This is a genomic window from Companilactobacillus jidongensis (genome assembly GCF_003946575.1).
Lineage (GTDB): Bacteria > Bacillota > Bacilli > Lactobacillales > Lactobacillaceae > Companilactobacillus > Companilactobacillus jidongensis.
Genome location: NZ_RHOP01000024.1, coordinates 12640 through 37848, shown reverse-complemented (window position 1 = coordinate 37848; position 25209 = coordinate 12640). Strand labels below are relative to the sequence as shown.

Here is a 25209-nt window from a genome sequence, read left to right as displayed (position 1 = left end):
AGTGATGTTCTTTTTGTTTTAAAAGAGTACAAAAAAACTGGTATTGATTATTCATCAATACCAGAAAGTATAGAACCAGTATTAGAGGCAAATGGGGAGGGCGATTATTATGAGATTTGAACAATTGAAGCGTAAACCAAATGCAATTTTAAGAAAAAAATTATATAAGTCAGGTAAGAACTGGATTGTTGCATCCACTTTAGCATTTGCTGGGGGAATGATCTTGTTGGGATCAACTCAGGTAACGACTGTTAAGGCTGACGTAAGTACCGTTGTAGCATCGGGGACAAGCAGTCAATCTAATAATAGTGATTCAAAAGAAAATACAGTTACTAAATCAGAACCAGTTGATAATGAGACTAGCAATAATGAACCACAGCAACCGGCTAATGGTACCAATACAGAAATTAATGAAAATACGGATGTATCTACCAACACTGCCGTTGGTAATACATCCAAAACTGATACAATCCAGACAACACCAAAGGTTGAGCCGACCTCAAGAATTCAAAGTACACTTACATCAACTGATAATGAGGCTCAAACAGCTGCGGCACAACAAGTTGCACCCAATGCTGCAGTCGATACTACAGGAATTAATGATCCAACTAATCTTGCAACGAGTAATGACGAAGGCAACAGCAAAGTTGGTAAAAGTGATACAGATGATCAACTAGGTAGTTCGTGGTATATCAACAGTCAAAACGTTCTTCATATTGAGCCCGGAACTTGGGCAGATCTGGATCCAACCCAATATCAGTTTGGATTTAGGAATGCTTTTTTAGTAAAATCAATCTATTTTGATGGGAAGGTTACTGCAGGTTCAAAAATTTCATCATTGTTCCAAAGTTTTGAATACTTAACTGATTTGGGAAATATGAAGGATGAATTAGATACATCTAAGACTGAATATTTTGACAATGTATTTACTGGTAATATGGCACTAACAAGTTATGACTTTTCAACCTTAGACATGCACAATGCAGTTGATGTTAATGGGATGTTCAATGCCTCTGGTCTAAAAACAGTTGATCTTACAGGTGTTGATTTACCCAAAGTAACAGATTATCAGCGGATGTTTAGTTACACAAATAATCTAGAAACAGCTAATTTAGACAATTTTAATTTTCACTCTGCAGATATTCAGAATATGTTTTCATATAGTCACTTAAACTCGATTAATTTGAGCGGTGTTGATGCGTCGAATACCACTAATATAACTAATTTATTTGCTGGAGACGCAAATCTTGTTGATTTGGATCTTTCAGATTTTGATATGAATGAGACAACCCGTAATTCTAATTATCAATTTTTGTATTTCGGAGCTGTCACTGGAAGAATCATAAAGATAAAAAGTTTGACGTTAAACTCAACAGCAAGACTGGGCGAAGCTTCTAATTTGGAATTCAATACTGATTTGTATAAAGGTTGGGTAAGTGATAAAAATCCAACAGCCACACCTATTTCAAGTATGAAATTAGAAGATTTATATAATACTCCTCAATCTGGAACCCAAACTTGGAGTTTAGTTGACAAAGATACAATTAATTACACTATAAATTATTTTACAAAAGATCAAGATCCAAGTAAGGATACTCCCGTAAAAACAATAAGTGATTTGTCAGGAATTGATGGTTCAAGATTCAATATTCCGCCTTTAGACGGATATACGACTCCAGATCCAAACACGGTAACTTTGGATTATGCCAAGGGGGCCAATCAGGTATTCAATGTTTTCGTCAACGTGATCGAACCATATAATCTAACAATAAACATCCATTACGATGACGATCCCTCAAAAGATACTTCAGTAATAGGGGTATTACAATTAAATCCAACGAACGCTGAAAGTGACTCGGTATTTCAGTCGACATTAGACAAACTTCCTAATACTAACAAGACATTAGATAAGGATCAAACAACAATCAATATTGATGCACTTGTGGGAGGAGATTATTCTAGATCTATAAGTGATGCCACTGAAGAGGCTGGTGTGTCAACCGATGAAACCAATTTAAAAACTATTATAAATGCTCTTATGGATTATTATATTAATAATTATTCCAATTTTACAGGAGCTGAAAATAATAACATTGATTTTGTCGACGCATATTATAAGACATATGAAAAGCCTGTAGCACCAGACAATGGTAATCATGGTGGTGGCTCTTCAACAACTGAACCAGATAGTGAAGTAGATGATGTCAAACAAACTTCCGCAACTTATTATGATGAACCAAAGGTACAACTATATGGTTCTGATGGTAATGCGCTCGCTGAATCGTTCTTAAATCCAAATACCAGTTGGTATAATGATAAAAAAATGATTTTAAACGGAACAACATACTATCGTGTCTCGACAGACCAATGGGTAAAGGCTAGCGATGTCTACGTTTATACTGGTAAAGATACTTATGTCAGAGTATATCAAGATGTATTAGGCGAGCTAATCAAGTCACATGGAACAACTGCTAACCGTGAATTGGCTTCCGCAACTGACTGGGTATCTGATAGGTATGCAACTATTGACGGTGAAAAGTACTATCGTGTATCTACAAATGAATTCGTCAAAGCTAGCGATGTTTATGAATATACGTATCTATCACAGGTAGTGACAACTGCCAAAGCTGCAACAGTTTATGACGAACGTGGGAATGCGACAACTAAGCAATTGCCTGCAGGATCAGCGTATAAATCAGACAGATTTGTAAATATTAACGGAAAAATATATTATCGTATCGCAACTAACGAATTTGTTAGAGCTAATGATATTAACTTATAAATTTCAAAAAGTATTTAGACCAAATAGTCTAAATACTTTTTTATTACCACATTAGTAAGTGCTAAACGAACCCCATAAGTATATGATTAATTTATAAATAGGGGGGAATATCATGAAACTCAAAAAGACACATAGAACACAAAATAATTGGATTTTAACATCTACCATGACTTTGATTTGCGGAATGATATTGGTTGGGGTATCACCTGATACTGTTAAAGCTGAAAATACTAGTGCGATTGTATCAGATGTATCTGGGAGTATTCCAGTTGCTAAAACTAATGCAGATGGTCCTGATATACAACAAATAATCGATAACATTGATGTCGATAAAATAACGAGTATTTCTAAAGAACTTAGCGTTAGTATGAATAATCAAATCTGGAGTTATGGAGATACTGCCGATGAGGCGGCATCATTTTTCAATTTAATGAGCTATGGTTTTGATCTTTCTAAAGGTATTGGAAATACTGATGGTTCGTCTGTCGTACCATATTCAGAGTTAAACGGAGCTGGTGTATTCGGTACCAAGCCTTTATTATCCGATGCAAGCACAGCTTATTTAACTGATAATTTGATTTATATAGTCATGAAAATATCTGATCAAAATGGAAATTTGATTACTAATGCTGATGATTTACAGAATGTAATCGATAAAAAGGGTTCTTTCAAGATTGATTTTAATCTTAATTATTTTACGAGTTTTGAACAGGGCACAGATACTGGTTCAACAAAAATGACTTTTGGAACCGTAGCGGGTCCAAAGAATGTTCATATAATCAATAATTATACTGATATAAAATCAGCGGATCTCCAGTATCCAACTGAAATTTCAGTCAAAGATGGCACTTCTGTTCAGGATATTCAGAATGTTGCAGATGGTGATGTCAAACTAATTGATACTGACGATTCCTTCAAGGGTGATACTGTCGGTATTGCAGATAATATTCAGACGGATGGAACCTTTTACGCTGATGCTGAGAATGCGGGTTTTGCACTTGATACGGATGATGTTTTGAAAGCAGATCCTAATTATAAAAGTGGCACTGCAAAATCAATTGAAATAGGAAATACTTTTTCTTCATCTAAGGGAAAAACTTATTATCGAATCGTTAAGGTGGCAATGAGTCCAACTGCGCTGAAGTTCCTGAATAGTTATGTTGATGGGATGAATTTAGGAACATCAAACCCCGTACAGCTCACTGTAAAAGATGGGGACACGTATGCGGGTGCTGTTTCACGCCAATATTATCTTGGAAATGGTTACGTTCAATTTGTTCAAAAGATTAATGTATTATCTAGTGGTAATGGTAATGGTTCTGGTAATAGCAACGGTGGTGGCTCATCTACCACCGAACCGGACCGTGAAATTGATAATATTGATCAAACCTCTGCAACATATAACGACAAACCCAAAGTTCAAATATATGATTCTGAAGGGAATAATATTGAGGGGTCATTCCTTAATCCAGGTGTAAATCGACATAATGATGAAAAGATGATTTTAAATGGAACAACATACTATCGTGTTTCGACAGACCAATGGGTAAAGGCTAGCGATGTGTACGTCTATGTCAGTGATAATGCTTATGTCAGAGTTTATAACAATAATTATGGTGAGATAGTCAATGCGCACGGTAAAACACTCAGTCGTGCACTTAAATCATCAACTGACTGGGTATCTGACAGAACGGTTAATATTAATGGTGCAAAATACTACCGTGTTGCAACTAATGAATTCGTTAAGGCTAGCAGTGTCTACGAATATACATATAATTCACAAGTAGTGACAACTACCAAGGCTGTGACTGTTTATGATGAACGTGGGAATGCGACAACTAAGCAATTGCCTGCAGAATCGGCATATAAATCAGACAGATTTGTAAATATTAACGGAAAAACATATTATCGTATAGCAACTAACGAATTTGTTAGGGCGGATGATATTAACTTATAGATACTAAAAAAGCTATGGCTGCGGCCATAGCTTTTATTCTACCTGCAATTTACTGTAAACATCACTCGGCATATCTTTTTGGAACACTTCTTTGTAAGTATAAACGTAAGCACCTTTAGTCATTACTTCTAAGTAGTGGCCTTGTTTCAACTTCCCCATACCGGTGAATTGAATAGGATGCTCATTACCTTGGTCATCGTAGCTAGTTAGATTATAGTCATAATTTCCATAGCCATCTTCATCTTTACCCTTGGCATTGTCGATCTTAACGTAGCGTGGTTCCTTCTTGACCAAGAAATTATATTGTCCCAATGCCTGTGAAAATTGATCGGTACGATCCTTTGTATATGCACATGCACCAACATATGCCAATCCTATAATAGTAACTGATAATAACAAAAACTTTAGTAGACTTCTCATTTATCCTTACCTCCTGAGAAATATACTAAAGTTTTTTGGGTTAATTCTACATTTGTTTCACTTACATTCTTCTTACAAAATCGTAAGCTACTTAATTCCCCACCAATCAAAGTTGATTGTATAGTCCACGATCTTATTGAAGAGATCAGCAATAATATTTAGCATGACCAACACCTCCAACATATATTTAACTTCTTTACAAGTCTATTATAACGTATTTTGGAAGCGCTAACACAAATTTAACTTTATAAATTTAACTATCCCCAAACTTCTTCTTGAATTGATTTTACTAGAGCAAGTTTGGCCCATTCTTGTTGTTCTGTTAAGACATTTCCTTCTTCGGTTGAAGCAAAACCACATTGAGTTGAAAGCCATAATCTGTCTAGTGGAAGATATTTGCTGGCTTCGTTAATACGGTCGATAATAGTTTGGCGATCCTCAAGTTCACCTTTTTTGGAAGTGATAAGTCCGAGAACAACGCGCTTGTCACCCGATACTTTGGATAGTGGTTCAAAATTACCGGCACGAGTGGAGTCGTATTCTAGGAAGTATGTATCAACGTTTTCTTTAGCAAAGACAGTGTCAGCGACAGGGCCATAGCCGCCTGCGAAGGCAAAATCTGAATGATAGTTTCCACGGCAGATATGAGTATTGATGGTTAGATCTTCCGGCAAGTCTTTGATAGCGCCATTGTTTAGTTCGAGTAAGATATTTTGAATACCTGAATTAGCGTAAGCTTTGCCATCGGGAGTTGCTAGGAACTTGTCGTCTAAGAACAGTCCCCATGAACAGTCGTCAAGTTGAATTATACGTGCACCTTCATCGTAGAAGGCTAGAATTGCATCGTGATATGCTTGCTCAATGTCAGTATATAATGCTTCATCTGAATCATAAAATTCTTTGATCTTGTCTGCGTTTGTTCCACGGATCAATTCGATATAGAGTTGAGCGGGTGCAGGAATTGTTTGCTTAGGTTCCACATCGGTTCCATCGGTCAATGACTTCAAGAATTGAAAATGTTTGATGAATGGGTGAGTGTTCTTATTGAACTTGATTTTGCCTGAAAGAATTGCTGTATCGTCACGTGTTTCTTCATGCGCAAAATTATAACCTTCACCATAGTGAATATGGTCAATGCCTTCGAATCCCCAGAAGAAGTCCAAATGCCAATATGATCGGCGAAATTCACCATCAGTGACATAGTCTAGTCCAGCATTGATCTCTTTATTTACTAAATCTTTGATCGATTCGTTTTCGATAGTTGTCAGGTCAGATTGAGCGATGTTTCCGGTAGCAAAATCTTTACGTGCTTGTTTTAGTACATCTGGTCTTAAGAAACTTCCTACATGTTGAAATCCAATCTTTGTTTGTGTTTTTGTCATAATATTTTCCTCCGTAAACTATATTTAATCCAAAAAAAATCGCCCCTACATACACAGAATTACTCTGCGATGTAGGGACGATTACCGTGATACCACCCTAATTCATATTTTGCTTGCACAAAATACCTCAACGACACTAACATGTCCGGGATGATATCGCATCCTTGCGTACCTTTGGCTCCCACCTAGGTAAGACTCCAAGCTCATCTTCGGTTAAGTTTTCGTTCCGCCTTTTCACCATCTAGCGGTCACTATTCAAACTACTCATTAACTTACTCTTCTCTTCAACGTCTAATTGGATTAAATAAGTTTTAATTATTTGATTGGTGAATAAATTACACCATGTTTATTTCTTTGTCAAATTAAATTTACAAATTATTTTGTATCAACGATATTTTTTGTGATCTCACCGTTAAGCAATTTGATCTGTGTATCCATTGCTTCGTACACCATGTTATGAACAGCTCGTTTAGTGTAAAAAGCAGTATGAGGTGTAATGATAACATTGTCACGACTAGCAAGATTCTTGAATTTTTCATTAGGAATGGCATCAAAACTGCCGAAGTCCTTCTGGAAAATACCATTTTCGTTGTCAAGCACATCTAGTCCAGCACCGGCAATTTTGCCAGAGTCTAGTCCAGCAATCAAAGCGTCGGTATCCACCAAACCGCCTCGAGCACAGTTGATCAAGTACGATCCTTGTTTCATTTTGGAAATAGCAGCAGCGTCAATCATATGGTAGTCCTGTGGTGCTAAAGGAGTATGGATCGAGATAATATCGGATTGTTCTAGTAACTCATCCAGTGAATCAACATAAATACCCAAGTTTTCAAGCGCTGGGTTAGGGTCAATATCGTAAGCAATAACTTTAGCACCGTAGCCAAATTGCATGATACGGGCGAAGACACTACCAATGTGTCCGGTACCAATAACACCAACGGTTTTGCCAGAAATTTCAGTACCAATAGTAGGTGACCACTTGAGGTTACCAGCACGGAATTTGGCATCGAATTCTGGAACACGACGAAGCAAGCGACCTACTAAGAAGGATGCGTGTTCGGCGATAGCATTAGGCGAATAAACAGGAACGTTTGTCAGTGTAAATCCGAAGTCATTGAGGTCCTTAAAATCAAAACCATCAATACCAACGTTTCTAACTGATAATTTGTTGATGCCATAGTCGTGGAGCATTTGCAGTGCTTCACGAGCATATGGTTCACGTTGGACGGCACACACGCCGTCATATCCCTTAGCTAAATTCGCATTGTCAGGTGTCAGAATATCATGTGTAAAGCCAACTTCGACTTCGGGATGTTCTGCCATCCAATTTTTTAGAGGAGCTTCTTCGTCTCCACCACGAACGCCAAATACGTAAATCTTCATAAATAAGTCCTTCTTTCTGTGAGATATATTAGAACATTAATAATTTCTAATAAACTGTGTAATTAAGTGTAACGCAATTTTCACAAAAAAAAAGGGGCAAATGGTCAATTCATGAAAAAATGAAAAGTTATGCTATTCTTTAGGGAGTAGGGATGGAGGAGTTTAACCATGACCAAAAAATATTCATTACCACAATTATTAGGCTTCGCCATTATGATTATTACAAATGGAGCCGCAATTTTAACAGTCTTTCATATATTTCAAAACTCAGCTTTGTTACTTATGACATCAAGGAGTTTGATCATGTCAGTTATAGGATTGATTACTTTCGTAGGTTATTCGTTATTACAGTTATTGATTTACTTTGCGATTGTAAAGCTGAATCAAAATGACGGCGGCTGGGCAGTGGTTCTGCTCTTGATCGGGATTATTAATCACCTATACTGGATACCTGCCCTTTGGTCACTCATTGTTAAGTATGTTAAACAGTTCAAACAGCACAAAAATAGACCTATCTTGTGAGATAGGTCTATTAGTTTGCGATTATTTAGATGTGTCGACCAAATTATTTGGCGTTTCACCATCGATCAAAGCCTTGTTGGAATCAAAGGCAACAGTGATCATGTTGTGGACGGCCGTTTCAGTATAGAAAGCATTGTGAGGTGTGATGATAACATTGATGCGTTCGGCCAAATTCTTGATCTTAGGATTTGGTAGGTTATCAATACTGCCCCATTTGTGTCCGAAGACTGAGTTTTCGTTATCTAGAACATCAAGACCGGCACCACCGATTTTTCCGCTGTCTAAGCCAGCAATCAAGGCGTCGGTATCAATCAATTCGCCACGAGCACAGTTGACGATTATAACGCCGTCTTTCATTTGAGAAATGGCTTCGTCGTTGATCATATATTTGTTACTATCAAACAATGGTACATGTAATGTGATGATGTCTGATTGTTTATAAAGCTCTTCAAGGCTATCTACGTACAAGCCTTGCTTTTCTATATCGGCGTTATGGTATACATCGTAAGCTACGACTTTAGCACCGAATCCTTGCAAGATTTTAATCACTACACGACCGATATGACCAGTACCGATAACACCGACAGTTTGTTCACGATATTCTCTACCGATAGTAGGTGCCCAAGTGAAGTCACCGTTATCGAATTTTACATCAACTTCTGGTACACGACGTAACAATCTACCCATCAATAGAACTGTATGTTCAGCAATTGCATTAGGTGAGTAGACTGGTACGTTAGTCAATTTCATACCGAAGTCATTCAAATCTTTGAAGTCAAAATTATCGAAACCTACGTTACGAATGGAAATAGATTTGATGCCATATTCTGACAGTCTTTCTAATGCCTCACGTTCATATGGAGTTGTCTGTAATGTTATCACACCATTAGAACCTTCAGCTAATGCTGCGGTGTCTGGTGTCAAAGTATCGCCTGTGTAGCCGACCTCGAAGTCCGGATGAGCAGCTTCCCACTTCCTCAATGATGACAATTCATCGTCACGAATTCCGTAAGCAAAAATTTTCATAATTTGTCGATCTCCTTAGTATTAATTAGTCTCCATCAGTATCATATCTATTTAGTATGTAGATAGCAAAGACAACGATTATTGCCCCGATGATTTCAGGAAGATTAACACTATAAGATAAGAAGATAACACTTAGCACTAAGGTGGTGAATGGTTGAACTGCATCAGTAATACTGATAGTTGCGGCAGTTGTGTACTTAGTACTGAAGACCATCAATAAGAAGGCAATAACATTACTCAAAAGAATAACCGTTATAACGCCGATTAAACTTGTAGTTGATAAATGTGGTGGATTGACCCAAATCGGGGTAAATAGATTTGAGAAGACACCAGCAATCAACATTCCCCAACCAGTTACTAATAGACCATTGTGCTTCGCAACTAATCGTTGTGGTATGACGATATAAAGTGCAGCTGTGATACCACCGCCGATACCCCATAGAAGTGATACGAATGGAATAGCAAGGTGAGAAATATCACCACGAGTGATCAAGAGCACAACACCGATCAAGGCTAATGCAAATGAGATCACATCAATACGTAGAACCTTTTTGTGAGTGAAGATAACGGCTCCTAACATGATGAATAGTGGTGATAGGTATTGTAGAATCGTGGCAGTTGAAGAGTTACCTGTTTGAATAGCGTAGAAGAAGGTGTACATATTAGCGAACAAACCAAAGATTGAAAAGGCAATTAACGTCAATGTATCCTTCCATGATTTAAAAATTGAAAAGAATTCTTTTTTTGGTAAAACAAAAAATGCAATTATTAGTAAAATGATTCCGGCTACTAAAGTTCTGGTTCCTACGAACCACATGGCTGGAATGTTACTGTCCTTAGCAACGATCTGTTGGACAGCGCCAGAAACACCCCAAATAACTGATGCAAGGAAAGCTAAGAGAAATCCTTTATGCAAGGTTTTCTTAGTCATTTTCTTACTTTCATCCATAATTTTCCTCCTAAAAACGAGCCCTTAGCTCTGTATAAAAAACACTAATAGAAACATTATACAGTTTAGTAAATGACTTTGCCCAAAAAACGCCTGAGATAGAAAAACTATCTCAGGCGTTATGAAACGATTAAAGGTTCTTATCCATATTAAATGTAAGTTTTGAAAGGTTGATACCTTTTGTATAAAGTTGTCCAAATAGTTTGTGAGTCTTGTCAGCCATTTCTTTAACAACTTTTTGGTTTCTTGTAGTTAAGAATTCAACTAACTCGTCACCAGTGTAATTCTTAGCTAATTTGTCAGTTTCAGCAACACTCATACGCAAGTCTTGACGAACTTCTGTTAGGAAATCGATATCGTCTTGAATGAAGTCAGTGTATTTTGATTCTACGAGAACTGACAAGGCGTTATACATCCAGTAAGCATCCTTGAAATTGAACTCTAGTGACGCATCGTTGAAGCTTGCATCTGTTTCGTTCATGTTTGTGTAGAAAGGAATGTATGGTGTGTATGTTGGGAAGCCGATACATAACCACATGATAGCTGCGAATTCTTCAGGAACATCGTTTCTGATTTGTAGTACATGTGAGTTTTGAGTTCTGTTCAAACCGATTGGACGGTAGCGATACTTGTCAGCATCTGAAGCGTCAGGACTGAATGGGTCGAATGGTGTCTCGTTGTAGTGTGAACCAAGCACGTATTCGATATCGTCAACTGAGATCTTATGATCTGTCTTCATGATGAATGGTAATTCGTCATCTTCGGGGTCTTGTTCTATTTCAGGATTGAAGAATTTTTGACCAAACCAAACACGTGGTGTGTTATAGTGACGATCCTTCATATTATCTGTACCGAAGATGTGACGGAAGTTAAAGCCTGTCTTATCTGTGTTTAAGTGATTTGCTTCAACAAATTCTTGAATACCGTCAGACCACATAAATTGTGAAGGGTCATTGAAGTCAACTTGTTGAATTGATACACGGTTAGCACAGACAGCATAACTGTCATCAGGGATACGTTGTGCAACCCAGTGGTGGCCAGAAACGATTTCCATGTACCAAACATCATCATTGTCACTGAATAGAACTGAATTACCAGCAGGTGAACCGTATTTGGCAATCAATTCACCAGTACGTTGAACAGCACCTTTGGCTGAATCAACATAAGGTAGGACCATACGAACGATAACATCCTCGTCCATACCATCTTTAATAAGTGGATCGAAGGCCAAAGCACGTTCGTTACCATAAGTACTTTCGGTAGCTGACATAGCAACATTCGCACCGTTAATACCACTTTCATCGTAGTAACCAAATTGTTTGTAGTCTACGTTAGGAACAGCAGGCCATTTGTAGCCATTTTCAGGTACTTCGGCTTCAAACCCGTTGAGCCATGACTTAACTTTGCGGCCTTTTTCACCTTCAACAGCTGGATTCAATACGAAACTGTGTGGTGCAACTGCAAAAAATGTATCGTCATTTCTAGCAATCATAGTTGATCCATCTAAACTGGCGTTCTTACCAACCAAGATAGTTGTACAAGCGTCATCCAAATGATTTTTCTTCATTATTATGAAATCCTCCTATTTAATACTGATTTATATTTTATCATATTTGAAAACGGTTATCATTTACATAGTTATTCCATTTAATTCCGAATTAGTGATATAATTTTTAATGTTAAGCAACTAAAATTATATCTAATTACGAACTTTAACCCTTGCAATTGCAGATATTGTTCGTTTATTATAATTAATTTTCATTAATTTATTGGGGAAGGTGCAGAATGGATTTAAAAACACTCAAAACTGAAGATTCGTTCTTGAAGAATCTGCTACTCGGTTTTCAACATTTGTTGGCCATGTATTCTGGGGATATTTTGATCCCAATTTTGATTGGTGCGGCATTAGGATTTAGTTCTACTCAAATGACTTATTTAATTTCAGTAGATATTTTTATGTGTGGGGTCGCTACCTTACTTCAAATTAAGCGTACACCATTGACTGGTATTGGATTGCCAGTTGTCTTGGGATCAGCTGTCGAATATGTAACACCGCTACAAAATATTGGACATCATTTTGGTATCGCATATATGTATGGGGGAATCATTGCTGCTGGTATTTTCATTTTATTGATTTCCAAAATGTTTGCTAAATTAAAGAGATTTTTCCCACCAGTTGTCACTGGTTCTTTGATCACTTTGATTGGCTTTACCTTAATTCCAGTTGCATTCCAAAACATTGGTGGTGGCGATGCTACTGCTAAAAACTTTGGTGATCCAACTGATTTGATTTTAGGATTTTCTACAGCACTTATTATTTTGGTTATTAGTATTTGGGGACGAGGTTTCGTTAAGCAAATTGCAGTTCTGATCGGTATCGTCGTCGGATCGTTGGCAGCAATTGCAATGGGAACGATGGGTTTCTCAAGTGTACACAATGCACATTGGTTCCAATTACCGATTCCATTTTATTTTGCAACACCTAAGTTTGAATGGTCATCGATTCTGATTATGCTTTTAGCTTCATTGACATGTATGATCGAATCAACTGGTGTTTACTATGCCTTAGCTGAAATAACTAAGCGTGATTTGAATGAAAAAGATTTACAGCACGGTTACGCATCTGAGGGTATCGCGGCTATTCTTGGTGGTATTTTCAATACATTCCCATACTCGACTTTTTCACAAAATGTTGCCATTGTTCAATTATCAGGTATCAAGAAGAACAAACCAGTTTACTTTTCAGCTTTTCTTCTTATTCTATTGGGATTAATTCCTAAGGTGGGAGCAATCGCTACTTTGATTCCAACGTCTGTTCTGGGTGGAGCAATGCTGATTATGTTTGGTACCGTTGGAGCCTCTGGAGTTAAGATGCTTTCAAAGGTGAAAATGAATAATGAAAATATGTTGATCATGGCAGTTGCTATTGGTTTGGGACTCGGTGTTACCGTTCAGCCAACTTTGTTACACTTCTTGCCATCAACATTACAAACTATCTTGAATAACGGATTAGTTGTCGGTAGTTTCTCAGCTATTATTTTAAATATCGTGTTAAATCCACGTACAAAAGAGGCCTAAGGGGCTCTTTTTTTTATTCGCTAAATTTTCTTATTTACACCAAAGTTGCATCATAGATTGTTCACATTCTGCCGATATAATTTCTTTAAATAGAAAATTAAATATAAATAATATATAAAACTATAAAGGAGAATTTATATGACAGAAACAAAATATTACTATCTAACTTCAGCAATTAAGCAAATGAATACTACCTTTAATATCGTGTTAGCGACGACTAATCCTGACGAATCAATTCAACATATTTTGGATGATACTAAACACCATATTGAAATGGACCTACATGAGATCGATGATGATTTTTCCATTGAGAAGAAAGATTCTATGGTTTCAAAATTTCAAAAAGGTGATCAAGATCCGTTGATCAATTCCGAACCGTTTCAGTTGGTCTATGACAAGACAATTATCGCTGAACAAATGACACAACATTATTACAGTGCCTATTTTAATGGCAAGTATGATCCAACTGGAATTATCAAAGGATGGGCAATGGAGCGTTTGTTTGATAGTTATCTCAAACCATTATTGAGTATAGATGATATCGAAGGTGTCTCATTCAAAAGTGGTGAAAATATCAAATTGGCAACACGGAGAAATTCTGATTATCGGTGGAGTGTCAATATCAACAAACCTAATACCGATACGAACTTAAGTAGTTATTATTTACAAAATGGTGCGATTGCAACGGTGAATAATTTGAATTTTGAAAAAGTCCCTCGTAGCCGGGCTAGCGAAATGGAACAGGTAACAATTCTTAGTGGTGATTTGACTGATTCGGTCGTCTGGGCCAATGCGGGAATCTCCGCCGGGACGGAATTGTTTCCTGAGATGATTGTTAGAGCAGACCTGACCGGGATGTTTGTTGACAAAAAGCTGGGAATCGTCAATTTTCGAGATGGGTCAGTCAGTACAAATAAAAAAATATTTCTAAAATGAAAATCTCTCAAGAAACGTTGGGAGATTTTTAATTTCTTAAAAATTGATAATTTTAATCATAATTTAGTCACACTCTGCCGGTATACTTCAGAAAAAAGATAAAACAAGAATGAATAGAGAATGACTCTGATGATAAAAAAGGCAATTGGTATAACTCTGTCATTTGGCGTTGCGGTCGCAATGGCTATTGACGGATACATCGTATTTTTTAAGGATCAAAAAACAAATACTTCTACAACTAGCGCTGAAACTACTTCTAAAAAGAATGCTACACAGACAACTTCAAAAAGTAGTTCATCATCTAACAGTACTGATTCTAATGGACAATATAAAGATGGAACCTATACTGGGAGGTCTACCAGTACTCAGTGGGGAGATGTTCAAGTTCAGATCACAATTAAGGATGGTAAGTTAACGGCGATAAATGTATTGAAAAGTCCTGATACAGAAAATAAATCGGTTCAGATTAACGAACAAGCTTTGCCAACTTATAAGTCTGAAGCCATAACCGCTCAAAGCTCAAAGATCCAACAAATATCTGGTGCAACGGAAACTTATAAAGGGTTCACGGGTTCATTGCAAAATGCACTGAATCAAGCGGAACAATAGGTGTAATTATGACAGAAGCTAAATACTATTTTCCAAATCGGGTTATTCAAATGATGAATGTTCCGTTCACGGTTAAATTGGCCGTTACGGAAGACGATGAAGTAGTTCAAACTATCTTGAACGATATAACTGAAAAGGTAACTGATAAATTGCGGCAGATGGATGATGATTTTTCACCTTTTAAAAATGATTCCATGGTCACAAGATTTCAAAATGGTGATGAAGCTCCCTTGATCGACTCGGATGAATTCCAAGCAGTCTACGCTCAGACGGTGATTGCGGAACAAATGACTCATCATTATTTTAATGCTACTTTCGCAGGAAAGTATGATCCTACTGGACTGGTGAAGGGATGGGCAATTGAACAAGCATTTGAAAAGTATCTTCGGCCACTATTAATGGATGCCAAGATAGTCGGTATTTCGCTGAACGGTGGTGGAGATATGAAATTAGCTGTCAAACAAGGCTGTGACTTCAATTGGGGAATTGGGATCGAAAATCCTAATGATACTCAACAGATACTGACGACATATTATATTCAAGATGGTGCGATCGCGACTTCTGGAAATAGTAAGCGTGGTGAACATATCCTTCGCAGCAACAATAGTGAAATTGAACAAGTTACGATTATCAGCTCTAGTTTAGTTGATGCAGATGTGTGGGCCACAGCGGGAATTTCCGCTGGAACTGAGGAAATGGCCACGTTGATAACGGAATCTAATCTAACTGGGATGATGGTCGATAAAAAGTTAGGAAGTATTGACTTCAGAAATGGGGTCATAAAAAATGCTCAAAAAACATCGTTATAGTTTTGAATTATTCTGGTTAATTGCAATCTTTTTATTACCATTGCCATTTATTCAGACATTATCTAATGGGTTACCGATAATTTATCAAAGTGAATTCAGAGCAATTTATTATGGCACCATTGCTTATGTGTGGATGTTGTTCGCTATCTATCTCAGTACCAAACCAAAATGGCTGGATCGATTGATTGGATTACCAGAGATATACATGGTTCATGGGATGCTCAGTATTGCGGCTATTATTCTGGCATATTTACACAAAGAGGGTACTACTTCGAGTGGTTGGATCAAGACGACTGGCGATTGGGCTTTTGACCTATTCTTAGGTTTAATGATTTACTCATTGATATTCATGGCTGGCTGGTTGACCAGTCGCATTCCATTTTTAAATACAATTAAGAAATTTTTAGAAAAAATATTTAAGCACGAGTTATCTGTTTGGATTCATCGACTAAATCTGGTTGCGACAGCATTAGTGTTTATTCATGTGCAATTAATTAGTTACATAACGGCAATCAAACCCTTCATGGCATGGTTTGACCTGGCTACCGCATTTGTATTATTTAGTTATCTGGCAAGCAAATTGGTCGTACCGCTAACGTATAAAAAAGGCACCGTTATAACGAATAAACTCATTTCTGACAATGTTCGTGAGCTGACCATAACGCTGCCAAAACGATCGGAAATCCAACTACTTGCCGGAGATTATGTATTTATTTCGTTTCCCGATATACAAGGTCTAACGGAAATGCATCCCTTCTCACTGTCCAATGCACCGGCTGAAACTGGAACGATAGTTTTAGCAATTCGTGGTGATGGTGATTTTACGAGAGCACTGGATCAGCTTGAAAACGGTACTACGGTTCTAATCGACGGTGGTTATGGCAGATATGAAGAGTTTTTGAACGAGCAACCTCAATCCGCTAATATTGTCATCCTAGCCGGTGGAATCGGCGTTACCCCGCTTATTTCAACGGTTGAAGATAACCTTGATCGAAACATCAAGCTATTATACAGCGCCCATAATCAAGCGGATTTGATTTATCAAGATAAAATTAGTCGCTGGCAAACACTAGGTAATATTGATTGTTCAGTTCAGGTTGGTAGATTTAAGAACAACCAGGTGATACAAGAGTTACCACGTGGTTGGCAAAATAATACAGTCTTTCTAATTGGTGGACCTAGCAAGATGATGCATCATTGGATTCACTTTTTGAAATCACAAGGTGCAAAGTCTGGTCAGATCTATTTTGAAGAATTTTCATGGTAATACTTATTAATTTTCTAAGTTCCGTCATATTTTGTTCACACAATGCCTTTACAATATAGTTGTGGAGTCGAAAAAGACACCACGATTAAAATACAAAATTTAAAAACTAAAAAATAACAAAATATGACAAGGAGTAACTGCCTATGACCGAATTCTTAACCAAAACAATCAACGCTATGAACATTCCTTTTATAATTCGTTTAGCGTTTAATCAAAAAGACGATGCAAATGATGATATTATGATCGATACTTATGAAAAAATGAATCACTATTTGGAACAGATCGACATACAATATTCACCCTTTAGAGATAATTCATTAGTTTCAAGATTCCAGCGAGGAGATAAGCAACCGTTATTAGATTCAGATGCTTTTAAGTCAGTTTATTCGAAGACCGTTGTTGTTGGAGAACTATCTAACGGTTCGTTTGAAGTTTACTTCAATGGAGATCCAACTAAGTTGATCAAAAGCTGGGCCATTGAACAATCTTTTAATAAATATCTGATTCCTTTATTTGAAAATGACAGTGTAATTGGAGTTGCACTAGAAGGTAGAGGCAACGCCAAGTTTACCGTTCGTCCCTCAACCGATTTCGAGTGGAATGTTCAAACAATTTTGAAAGATTACAATATGCGTTACGGTTCGATTTCAACTGCTAAAATCAACAGTCGGACTAAGTATCTTGAAAAAGATAAAATGGATGCGATTCAAGAATTGGCAGTCGTTGGTAACGACTTGATGGATACAGATGTCTGGGCCAATGTCGGTATCGCTGCTGGAACTGAGAAGTTCACTGATTTGATTCAAAGTTCATATTTGTCAGGCATGCTGATCGATAATGAAGAATCAATTATTTTTGAAGAAGGAGTTTTGAATCGCCATCAAAATGAAAAGACTCTTAATCTTGATAAAATTAAAGAGAAATAAAAAAGTCCTCTGAATTTATAAATTAAATTCAGAGGACTTTGCTTTATTAAAGCACCATTCCCATACCAGCAAGGCTGGATGCATGTCCGTTTTTGCGGATTTGATCAGTCCGAGCCTTGTCTTCAGGAACGTCGGCTTTTATTTGATTATAAATCGTCAGCATTTCGGCAGGCATTTCGTGATGTTCTAGATAATATTGAGAAATTGCATTTGAAAATTTTAAGATGACTTTTAAATAATTTTCGTTGCTATTATCATCGTCAAGTTTTGCGGCATTTTCTTCAATAATTTTTTTAAAGACGGGATTATTTTTTATTTCAGTGTTGCTGTAGGCTTTACTTAGGCTCTTGAATAATTCATCAGATTTGTTAGTCAAAACTGTCATCTCCACGATAGTTCTTTAAATTCTTGGCAATTATATTCTACTATTGTGAATTAGTCTATCTCTTTGATGAAGTGGCTATTAGTCATCCCAAACATCGACTGAATCGGTAAATCCATCGGGATTACCATTCCAGAAGAAGTCGCCATACCAAAGGCTGCGTTTGTCAGTGTCAAAACTGTTGATTCGCTCAACGTCTTCGTCACTCAATTCAAAGTCATAGATATCGGTGTTTTGAATGATACGTGCTTCATGAACGGACTTAGGGATTGTGATGATATCGCGTTGTAAGTCCCAACGTAAGATAACTTGGGCGACTGACTTGTGATATTTGTCAGCGATAGTCTTCAAACGCTCGTCACCAAGAACAGCTCCACCACCAAGTGGGGACCAAGCTTCAAGATAGATATTGTGTTTGTCACAGAAGTCTTTGATGTCTTCTTCTTGGCATAGTGGATGAAATTCCATTTGATTAACGGCAGGTTTGATCGATGCATGTAAGATAACATCTTTCATCTTAGCAATATTGAAGTTAGATACGCCAATAGCGCGGGCCTTACCTTCACGATAAATTGTTTCAAGTGCACGCCATGTATCAAGGTACTTGCCACTAACTGGCCAGTGGATCAATAATAAATCAACATAACTAGTTTGCAGACGTTTAAGCTGTCCTTCAAAATTTTCTAGGGTTGATTCATAGCCTTCATCGCCATTAAAAATCTTAGTAGTTAAAAAAATATCTTCACGTTTCAAACTATTATCAGCAAAAGCTTTTTGAAGTCCTTCACCGACACCTTTTTCGTTACCATATTGCTTGGCAGTGTCGATAGCTTTGTAGCCATGTTTGATGGCCCATTGAACAGATTGAGAAGCGCCGGTATTATTTACTTTCCAAACACCCAAACCTAATTGGGGCATTTCAACGCCGTTATTAAGTGTTACTGTGGAATCTAATTTTAAAGTCATATAAAAACCTCCATGTATTTATTTTAACGCAAAAGATTTTGTGATTCTTGTAAAATGATTTGTCATTTGGTATAGTTCGAGATGTCTACATTTACCAATAATGATAGCTATTTCATAAATGAAAGGTATAGTCCATAATATGCAAAAAACATTCACAAGTACTAATGAAATAAAATCAGAGATTATTAATCTGTCGGCAATCCTCAACTTGCCCAAAGGAACTGAAGCGTTCATCAGTGATATTCATGGCGAATATGACGAGTTCGCACACATTCTCCGCAATGGATCAGGTAACACTAAGCAAAAAATCGGTGAATTGTTTACTGGTCGCTTAACTGAAGAAAGCCAAAAAAAATTAGCCTTCTTGATCTACTATCCTTCAGAAATATTAAAGCAAACTAAAAAAAATATCAAAACTCAGCCAGAGTTGTGTCAGTGGTATATGACAACCTTTAATAATTTGATTGAAATGTTACGATACACTGCCAATAAATACACTCGTTCAAAAGTCAGAAAAGCCATCAAACCGGATTTTGTCTACATCACTGAAGAATTATTATATGCTGATACGACTGATGCTACTAAACATCAATATTATCGTGAAGTAATGGATAACATTATCAGTTTGGATATGGCAGACGCCTTCATTATATCGACATGTCATACGATCCAGCGTTTGGTTGTTGATCATTTGCACATTATAGGTGATGTGTATGATCGAGGACCACATCCTGATTTCATCATCGAACATTTGATGAAACGATGGGGTAGTCTCGACTTCCAATGGGGTAATCATGATATTCTTTGGATCGGCAGCGCTGCTGGTTCCAAGTTGTGCATGGCTAACTTAGTGCGTATCAGTGCTCGTTACGATAACTTGGATATTTTAAGTGATTCTTACGGAATTGATTTTGAAGAACTGGAAAAGTTTGCTTTGAAGAATTACCAGCCGTTAGATTCTTTCAAGCCTAAGTCTGACACTGGAACTCAGATTTCTTCGAAGCTAGAAAAACGAAATAACTGTGTTCAACAAGCTATGGCCATCATGCAGTTTAAACTCGAAGGATCAGCCATTGAGCGCAATCCTGACTTCAAGATGGAGTCACGAATGCTACTAAGCAAGTTAAGCAGCGATAAAAAACACGTGAAGATCAATGGAGAACAATATGATATTACCGATGGTTGTTTCCAATTGGTCGATTTTGATAATCCTTATAAACTAACCAAAAATGAACAAAGGATTCTAGATAACTTGATCCAACAATTTATTGCTTCACCAAAGCTTCGTTATCATATGGGGTATATGTTGAATAATGGTTCTATGTACCTTCGTTATAACGGTAACTTATTACTTCATGGCTGTGTCCCAGTTGATGAGGATGGTGAAATGCTGAGTCTCAAATTAGGTGACAAGGAATATTCAGGCAAGAGTTTATTTGATTTCTTTGAAGTAACATTGAAGAGTGCCTTCCAAAAACCGCAGACGGAAGAGTGCTTCAATTCTGATATTCTCTGGTATCTTTGGACGGGAAAGTTATCGCCATTGTTTGGTAAAGAGGCGATGACTACGTTTGAACGTTATTTTATCGACAATAAGGAATTGCAACATGAACAGAAAAATCCTTACTATTCTTTGCGTAAAGAAGAATGGTTCGCTGACAAATTACTCAAGGAATTTGATCTTGATACAGAGCAAGGTCACATTATCAATGGCCATACTCCAGTCAAGATTGGTCATACGCCGATCATGGCTAATGGAAAAATTTTTGTGATCGACGGTGGAATGTCTAAGCCGTACCATAAGACGACCGGCATCGGTGGCTATACACTGCTGTCTAATTCTTATGGATTACAGTTGGTGACGCATGAGCCATTTACAACCAGAAAACGGGCTATCGAAGATATGACTGATGTTGTGTCGACTAAGCGTGTGATTGAACAGTCAGTCAAGCGCAAGACAGTGGCCGATACTGATATTGGTGTGCAAATAAAAAAGCAGATAGAAGTTCTATCTGCTCGCTTGAATCATTAAATTTTATTCTGATAAAGCTTTCTTAGGTAAAATCAAGTTTAGAACAATACCTACGATAGTCGCAACACCGATACCTGTGAATTGGAATGATCCAATCTTCAAGTATGCATTACCAATACCAATAACTAGAATTACTGACGCAATCATAAGATTGTGTTTTTTATTGAAATCAACTTTGTTATCAACTAAGATTCTCAAACCACTAGAGGCGATAACACCGAATAATACAAAACTGATACCACCAATAACAGGTCCAGGAATAGTTTGGATCAAAGCACTTAATTTGCCGACGAAGCCGAATAAGGCAGCGAAGACAGCGGCACCAACGATAACATACACACTGAAGATCTTGTTGACGGCCATGACACCAATATTTTCACCATATGATGTAATTGGTGGTCCACCGACTAAACCGGCGAAGATCGAAGCTGTACCATCACCAGCAAGCGTTCGATTAAGTCCTGGATTCTTGAAGAAGTTTCTGTGAGTCAATTCATCAAGTACCATAATGTGTCCCAGATGCTCAGCCATAGTAACAAAGGCGATTGGGGCAAAACTCAAGATGGCATCCCAATAAATTTTCTTAGGTGTATAACTGATGAATGGAAATTCAAATTGTGGTAGTTGTAACCAAGGCGTTGAGACAACTTTGGAGAAGTCAACGATACCAAAAGCAACGGAGATCGCATATCCGCAGACAATACCGAGAAGAATAGCAATATTACTCCAGAAGCCTTTGAAATACATATTAAATAAGACAGTTAAGAATAATGTGATCATTGAAATGATGAAAAATTTCAAATCGTAGTGGCCATTGTTCATCATTGCGTTGTCAGCGGCTGATCCAGCAACTGAAAGTCCAATAACAATAATAATAGGTCCAACGACGATAGGTGGTAAGGCTTTGTCGATCCAATCTGATCCAGCAACCGCTACGATCGAAGCGACGATCAAGTAAACCAAACCAACGGCGATAGTACCTTGCGCAACTCCGGCGTAACCGGCAGTCTTCATTAAAGCAATACTAGGAACGATAAAAGAAAAACTTGAACTCATGTAGGCAGGAATTCTACCCTTGGTGATCAAAATATGTAGGATGGTACCAATACCTGAACTGAATAACGCAATACCAGGATCCAGTCCAATTAGTAACGGTACAAGAACAGTTGCTCCAAACATTGAGAATAAGTGCTGTAATGATAAGAGCCACCAACTACCCAAAGGTGGCCTTTCGTATAAGTCGATAACCGCTTCCGGATTCCGATACGATTTGTCGTTTGCATCCATGATACTTTTCCCCCATTTTGTATTAGAGAGTGGAGGCAAGCGTTAAAACCTTGAGCATTACCTAGACTAGCGGATTTGCCACGAAGTGGTGAAGTCGCTAGTCGTAGTAAGCGCAGAGGTTTGCTTGCCGCAACTCGTTTTCGAAAACGAGCTCCGAAAGACAGATTCCTGCGCCTGCTACAGATAACAAATGCGCCAACTGCGTTGGCACCTTCGTTATCTTAGGCAGTGCTCAGAATCTCCCGTCTTTCTCCGCTCTCTGCAAAAAAATAGTCCTCTATCCCGTGTTTGTACGAAATAAAAGACTTAACGTGTACCTTTTTAGCCTCACGGGACCAATGTTAAAGGACTATTTTATTTTCTTAATCATAATAGAGTTGAAATGCATTGTCAATAATGAAATACTTAGGTGTATGAATGTAAAGCGCTGACAAGAGGAGAAAATTTTTATACTATGGTTGAATTGTACATTGTAAGACACGGAGAAACAGATACTAATTATGAAAACCGTATCAACGGTATGTCGACTGATAAACCCTTAAATGACAACGGAGTTAAGCAGGTTGAAGAACTGGAGAAACACATTGATGTTCACATGTTCGATGAAGTTTATTCAAGTCCGATGAGGCGTGCTGTGCAAACTGCTGAAATCTTGAACCAAGGAATTCATGAAGTAAAACTTGATAAAAGACTTTATGAAGCTGACTACGGTAGTTGGGATGGATTGTCAGAAGCTGAATTGAAAGTTAAATATCCAGAAGTATTTGATGAAAATAATTATTTATTACCTAACTATACTAAATATGCCAAAGACGGTGAAGAATACGCCGATGTTTATAAGCGTATTGAAGATTTCATGGATGATATGGCAAAGAAAGGTGACGAAAAAATCATGGTTGTTTGCCACGGTTTTGTTAGTCGATCATTCTTAAAGGTTGTAACTGGTGCTGAAGATATTTCAGCAATTATCCAACCAGATAATGCGGGAGTATCGAAGTACACTCTTTCAGCATCTGGACACAAGTATTTGAATTACTATGGAAGAAAGAATGACATAGATTAAAGCGGGGTGTAATTTTGGCTTTAACGAATAAGGTTCCTGAACACGATGTCAGAAATGTATTTAATTCTATTGCGACTGATTACGATAAGATGAATTCGATCATGAGCTTGGGAACACACAGTAAATGGCGTACTAAAGCAACTGACATGATCAATAATCACCCTAAACGTATCTTGGATCTTTGCTGTGGAACGGCCGACTGGACCATCCTATTAGGGAAAAGATTTCCGCTGGCAAAAGTTTCTGGCATGGATTTTAGTCAAGAAATGCTTAAGATCGGTCAAAGTAAAGTTGGGAAATCCGGATTAGAAAACGTTGAATTGTTAGCGGGTGATGCGATGAACCTGACTTTTCTCGATAACAGCTTTGACGTTGTTACAATAGGTTTTGGCCTGCGCAATGTGCCAGATGCTAATGCGGTTCTAAAGGAAATCTATCGGGTTCTCAGACCGGGTGGTCAGATAGTTTGTTTAGAAGCTTACAAGGTCGAGACTCCGGTGATTCGCCTAGGGTGGCAAGTGTATTTTAATAAGCTGATGCCAATGATGGGTAAACTTTTTGTTTCTAAAAAAAATGAATATCAATATTTGGACGACTCAGTTAATAAATTTGTCAGTATTACACAATTAATTGATATGTATCATCAGGCTGGATTTGAAAATGTTAAAGTCAAAGACTTGATGTTTAAGGCAGCCGCAATTCATTTTGGTCAAAAAAAGTAGGACATTGAGTCCTACTTTTTGTTTATCGATTTAGTCTAAAACCATTTGACGATGCATCAGTGACATGGCACCACGAGCAATTGGTTGAGCAACGAATGCTTCAATGATTAAGGCAATCGTATAATTGCGTGGCCATTTGGCGAAGAAATTAACGATTGGATCCATCGTGATATTGCCGGTACCGATCCAAGTGCCAACAATTGTTAATACTAGTGACATCAATAATACATTACAGGCGGCATTGATAAACATGGTGGAACGAAAACTTGAATTATTATCTAAGAAATAACTGCCTAGTTTTTCCGCTGGTTTCTGTGTCGCAACTACTAGAATGATCACGCTTAGCCAAAGTAATGGTAATTGTTTTAGAACCATCAAATAATGAGAAATTGAAAAGCCAATTTCCAAGCCAGTTATTACTGGTGCAATGATGTTTACGGAAATGATTGAGATTATTGCCATGAAGATGATTGTTTCTCGCAAGTTATGCGGTAGTCTTTGTTGAAATTCCAAAAATAGAACACTCCTTTATTGTTTTAGTGCAAAAAGAAAAAAGCACGCCAAACGAGTTTTATCTCGGTTGGTGTGCTGATTAATTATACGCACTATTAAATTAGGTACTTAGTGTACCATTTTAAAAAATATATTTCTAATAAAAAATAAAAGAAGCATCCTGGGGAGGGATGCTTCTTAAGTGTTTTTAGGGGATTA

22 protein-coding genes are annotated in these 25209 nt (G+C 37.5%); 12 read left to right on the top strand and 10 right to left on the bottom strand.

All coding sequences use genetic code 11. From position 1 onward, the window contains the following. Nucleotides 1–109: 109 nt before the first annotated feature. On the top strand, nucleotides 110–2782 hold the full coding sequence (locus EKM68_RS12230; protein WP_164509439.1) for an SLAP domain-containing protein: 2673 nt from the start codon (nucleotides 110–112) through the stop codon (nucleotides 2780–2782). Nucleotides 2783–2894: 112 nt separating this feature from the next. Beyond that, a complete protein-coding gene (locus EKM68_RS12225) occupies nucleotides 2895–4739 on the top strand; it encodes an SLAP domain-containing protein (protein ID WP_125591094.1) in 1845 nt (614 codons plus the stop codon). 33 nt (nucleotides 4740–4772) lie between these two features. Here the strand turns inward: EKM68_RS12225 and EKM68_RS12220 are convergent, their stop codons facing one another. The 3 genes from EKM68_RS12220 to EKM68_RS12210 all read right to left on the bottom strand — a co-directional run bounded on the left by EKM68_RS12220 (nucleotide 4773) and on the right by EKM68_RS12210 (nucleotide 7924). After that, nucleotides 4773–5159 (bottom strand): YxeA family protein, encoded by a 387-nt coding sequence (locus EKM68_RS12220; protein ID WP_125591093.1) that lies wholly within the window; start codon nucleotides 5157–5159, stop codon nucleotides 4773–4775. Nucleotides 5160–5416: 257 nt separating this feature from the next. Next, nucleotides 5417–6544: a 5-methyltetrahydropteroyltriglutamate--homocysteine S-methyltransferase gene (locus tag EKM68_RS12215; protein WP_164509441.1), complete on the bottom strand. Its 1128-nt coding sequence runs from the start codon at nucleotides 6542–6544 to the stop codon at nucleotides 5417–5419. A 372-nt stretch (nucleotides 6545–6916) separates the two neighbouring features. Beyond that, a complete protein-coding gene (locus EKM68_RS12210) occupies nucleotides 6917–7924 on the bottom strand; it encodes a D-2-hydroxyacid dehydrogenase (protein WP_125591091.1) in 1008 nt (335 codons plus the stop codon). Between the two features lie 168 nt (nucleotides 7925–8092). On the opposite strand from EKM68_RS12210, the gene EKM68_RS12205 reads away from it, so the two are divergent. Beyond that, complete coding sequence (locus EKM68_RS12205; protein WP_125591090.1) at nucleotides 8093–8446, top strand: hypothetical protein; 354 nt, start codon at nucleotides 8093–8095, stop codon at nucleotides 8444–8446. Between the two features lie 21 nt (nucleotides 8447–8467). On the opposite strand, the gene EKM68_RS12200 is transcribed toward EKM68_RS12205, so the two are convergent. From EKM68_RS12200 to EKM68_RS12190, 3 genes are all read right to left on the bottom strand, one after another. Continuing rightward, complete coding sequence (locus EKM68_RS12200; RefSeq protein WP_125591089.1) at nucleotides 8468–9472, bottom strand: D-2-hydroxyacid dehydrogenase; 1005 nt, start codon at nucleotides 9470–9472, stop codon at nucleotides 8468–8470. 25 nt (nucleotides 9473–9497) lie between these two features. Next, entirely contained in the window at nucleotides 9498–10421 is a 924-nt protein-coding gene (locus tag EKM68_RS12195; protein ID WP_125591088.1) for a DMT family transporter, read from the bottom strand. A gap of 130 nt (nucleotides 10422–10551) precedes the next feature. Next, nucleotides 10552–11988: a C69 family dipeptidase gene (locus EKM68_RS12190; RefSeq protein ID WP_125591087.1), complete on the bottom strand. Its 1437-nt coding sequence runs from the start codon at nucleotides 11986–11988 to the stop codon at nucleotides 10552–10554. 218 nt (nucleotides 11989–12206) lie between these two features. Here EKM68_RS12190 and EKM68_RS12185 point away from each other — a divergent pair, with 218 nt between their 5' ends. The 6 genes from EKM68_RS12185 (at nucleotide 12207) to EKM68_RS12160 (ending at nucleotide 18046) form a co-directional block, all read left to right on the top strand. Beyond that, on the top strand, nucleotides 12207–13499 hold the full coding sequence (locus EKM68_RS12185) for a nucleobase:cation symporter-2 family protein (RefSeq protein ID WP_125591086.1): 1293 nt from the start codon (nucleotides 12207–12209) through the stop codon (nucleotides 13497–13499). A 138-nt stretch (nucleotides 13500–13637) separates the two neighbouring features. Beyond that, nucleotides 13638–14435: an FAD:protein FMN transferase gene (locus EKM68_RS12180; protein ID WP_125591085.1), complete on the top strand. Its 798-nt coding sequence runs from the start codon at nucleotides 13638–13640 to the stop codon at nucleotides 14433–14435. A gap of 129 nt (nucleotides 14436–14564) precedes the next feature. After that, nucleotides 14565–15044: an FMN-binding protein gene (locus EKM68_RS12175; protein WP_125591084.1), complete on the top strand. Its 480-nt coding sequence runs from the start codon at nucleotides 14565–14567 to the stop codon at nucleotides 15042–15044. 8 nt (nucleotides 15045–15052) lie between these two features. Further along, entirely contained in the window at nucleotides 15053–15853 is an 801-nt protein-coding gene (locus EKM68_RS12170; RefSeq protein WP_125591083.1) for an FAD:protein FMN transferase, read from the top strand. Beyond that, entirely contained in the window at nucleotides 15831–17120 is a 1290-nt protein-coding gene (locus EKM68_RS12165) for an FAD-binding oxidoreductase (protein WP_125591082.1), read from the top strand. The genes EKM68_RS12170 and EKM68_RS12165 overlap by 23 nt, the downstream gene beginning before the upstream one ends. 143 nt (nucleotides 17121–17263) lie before the next feature. After that, complete coding sequence (locus tag EKM68_RS12160) at nucleotides 17264–18046, top strand: hypothetical protein (protein ID WP_125591081.1); 783 nt, start codon at nucleotides 17264–17266, stop codon at nucleotides 18044–18046. 46 nt (nucleotides 18047–18092) lie between these two features. On the opposite strand, the gene EKM68_RS12155 is transcribed toward EKM68_RS12160, so the two are convergent. Together EKM68_RS12155 and EKM68_RS12150 are read right to left on the bottom strand one after the other, a co-directional pair. Next, on the bottom strand, nucleotides 18093–18422 hold the full coding sequence (locus EKM68_RS12155; protein ID WP_164509438.1) for a bacteriocin immunity protein: 330 nt from the start codon (nucleotides 18420–18422) through the stop codon (nucleotides 18093–18095). 87 nt (nucleotides 18423–18509) lie between these two features. Further along, the gene (locus EKM68_RS12150) at nucleotides 18510–19394 is read right to left on the bottom strand and encodes an aldo/keto reductase (RefSeq protein ID WP_125591079.1); all 885 of its coding nucleotides are present in this window, start codon (nucleotides 19392–19394) and stop codon (nucleotides 18510–18512) included. A gap of 139 nt (nucleotides 19395–19533) precedes the next feature. Here EKM68_RS12150 and EKM68_RS12145 point away from each other — a divergent pair, with 139 nt between their 5' ends. After that, complete coding sequence (locus EKM68_RS12145; RefSeq protein ID WP_164509437.1) at nucleotides 19534–21426, top strand: fructose-1,6-bisphosphatase; 1893 nt, start codon at nucleotides 19534–19536, stop codon at nucleotides 21424–21426. Between the two features lie 3 nt (nucleotides 21427–21429). Here the strand turns inward: EKM68_RS12145 and EKM68_RS12140 are convergent, their stop codons facing one another. Next, nucleotides 21430–22713: a solute carrier family 23 protein gene (locus EKM68_RS12140; RefSeq protein WP_125591077.1), complete on the bottom strand. Its 1284-nt coding sequence runs from the start codon at nucleotides 22711–22713 to the stop codon at nucleotides 21430–21432. 454 nt (nucleotides 22714–23167) lie between these two features. On the opposite strand from EKM68_RS12140, the gene EKM68_RS12135 reads away from it, so the two are divergent. Next, the gene (locus tag EKM68_RS12135) at nucleotides 23168–23776 is read left to right on the top strand and encodes a histidine phosphatase family protein (RefSeq protein ID WP_125591076.1); all 609 of its coding nucleotides are present in this window, start codon (nucleotides 23168–23170) and stop codon (nucleotides 23774–23776) included. Nucleotides 23777–23790: 14 nt separating this feature from the next. Then, complete coding sequence (locus EKM68_RS12130; RefSeq protein ID WP_125591075.1) at nucleotides 23791–24498, top strand: demethylmenaquinone methyltransferase; 708 nt, start codon at nucleotides 23791–23793, stop codon at nucleotides 24496–24498. 30 nt (nucleotides 24499–24528) lie between these two features. Here EKM68_RS12130 and EKM68_RS12125 read toward each other — a convergent pair whose 3' ends face one another. Next, nucleotides 24529–25011 (bottom strand): hypothetical protein, encoded by a 483-nt coding sequence (locus EKM68_RS12125; protein WP_125591074.1) that lies wholly within the window; start codon nucleotides 25009–25011, stop codon nucleotides 24529–24531. Nucleotides 25012–25209 lie beyond the last annotated feature (198 nt).

Coding starts and splice junctions, on each gene's coding strand:
- EKM68_RS12170 (WP_125591083.1), top strand. CDS start 15,053: ATGACAGAAGCTAAATACTATTTTCCAAATCGGGTTATTCAAATGATG.
- EKM68_RS12165 (WP_125591082.1), top strand. CDS start 15,831: ATGCTCAAAAAACATCGTTATAGTTTTGAATTATTCTGGTTAATTGCA.
- EKM68_RS12230 (WP_164509439.1), top strand. CDS start 110: ATGAGATTTGAACAATTGAAGCGTAAACCAAATGCAATTTTAAGAAAA.
- EKM68_RS12195 (WP_125591088.1), bottom strand. CDS start 10,421: ATGGATGAAAGTAAGAAAATGACTAAGAAAACCTTGCATAAAGGATTT.
- EKM68_RS12135 (WP_125591076.1), top strand. CDS start 23,168: ATGGTTGAATTGTACATTGTAAGACACGGAGAAACAGATACTAATTAT.
- EKM68_RS12140 (WP_125591077.1), bottom strand. CDS start 22,713: ATGGATGCAAACGACAAATCGTATCGGAATCCGGAAGCGGTTATCGAC.
- EKM68_RS12150 (WP_125591079.1), bottom strand. CDS start 19,394: ATGACTTTAAAATTAGATTCCACAGTAACACTTAATAACGGCGTTGAA.
- EKM68_RS12145 (WP_164509437.1), top strand. CDS start 19,534: ATGCAAAAAACATTCACAAGTACTAATGAAATAAAATCAGAGATTATT.
- EKM68_RS12180 (WP_125591085.1), top strand. CDS start 13,638: ATGACAGAAACAAAATATTACTATCTAACTTCAGCAATTAAGCAAATG.
- EKM68_RS12225 (WP_125591094.1), top strand. CDS start 2,895: ATGAAACTCAAAAAGACACATAGAACACAAAATAATTGGATTTTAACA.
- EKM68_RS12210 (WP_125591091.1), bottom strand. CDS start 7,924: ATGAAGATTTACGTATTTGGCGTTCGTGGTGGAGACGAAGAAGCTCCT.
- EKM68_RS12185 (WP_125591086.1), top strand. CDS start 12,207: ATGGATTTAAAAACACTCAAAACTGAAGATTCGTTCTTGAAGAATCTG.
- EKM68_RS12175 (WP_125591084.1), top strand. CDS start 14,565: ATGATAAAAAAGGCAATTGGTATAACTCTGTCATTTGGCGTTGCGGTC.
- EKM68_RS12200 (WP_125591089.1), bottom strand. CDS start 9,472: ATGAAAATTTTTGCTTACGGAATTCGTGACGATGAATTGTCATCATTG.
- EKM68_RS12220 (WP_125591093.1), bottom strand. CDS start 5,159: ATGAGAAGTCTACTAAAGTTTTTGTTATTATCAGTTACTATTATAGGA.
- EKM68_RS12160 (WP_125591081.1), top strand. CDS start 17,264: ATGACCGAATTCTTAACCAAAACAATCAACGCTATGAACATTCCTTTT.
- EKM68_RS12190 (WP_125591087.1), bottom strand. CDS start 11,988: ATGAAGAAAAATCATTTGGATGACGCTTGTACAACTATCTTGGTTGGT.
- EKM68_RS12205 (WP_125591090.1), top strand. CDS start 8,093: ATGACCAAAAAATATTCATTACCACAATTATTAGGCTTCGCCATTATG.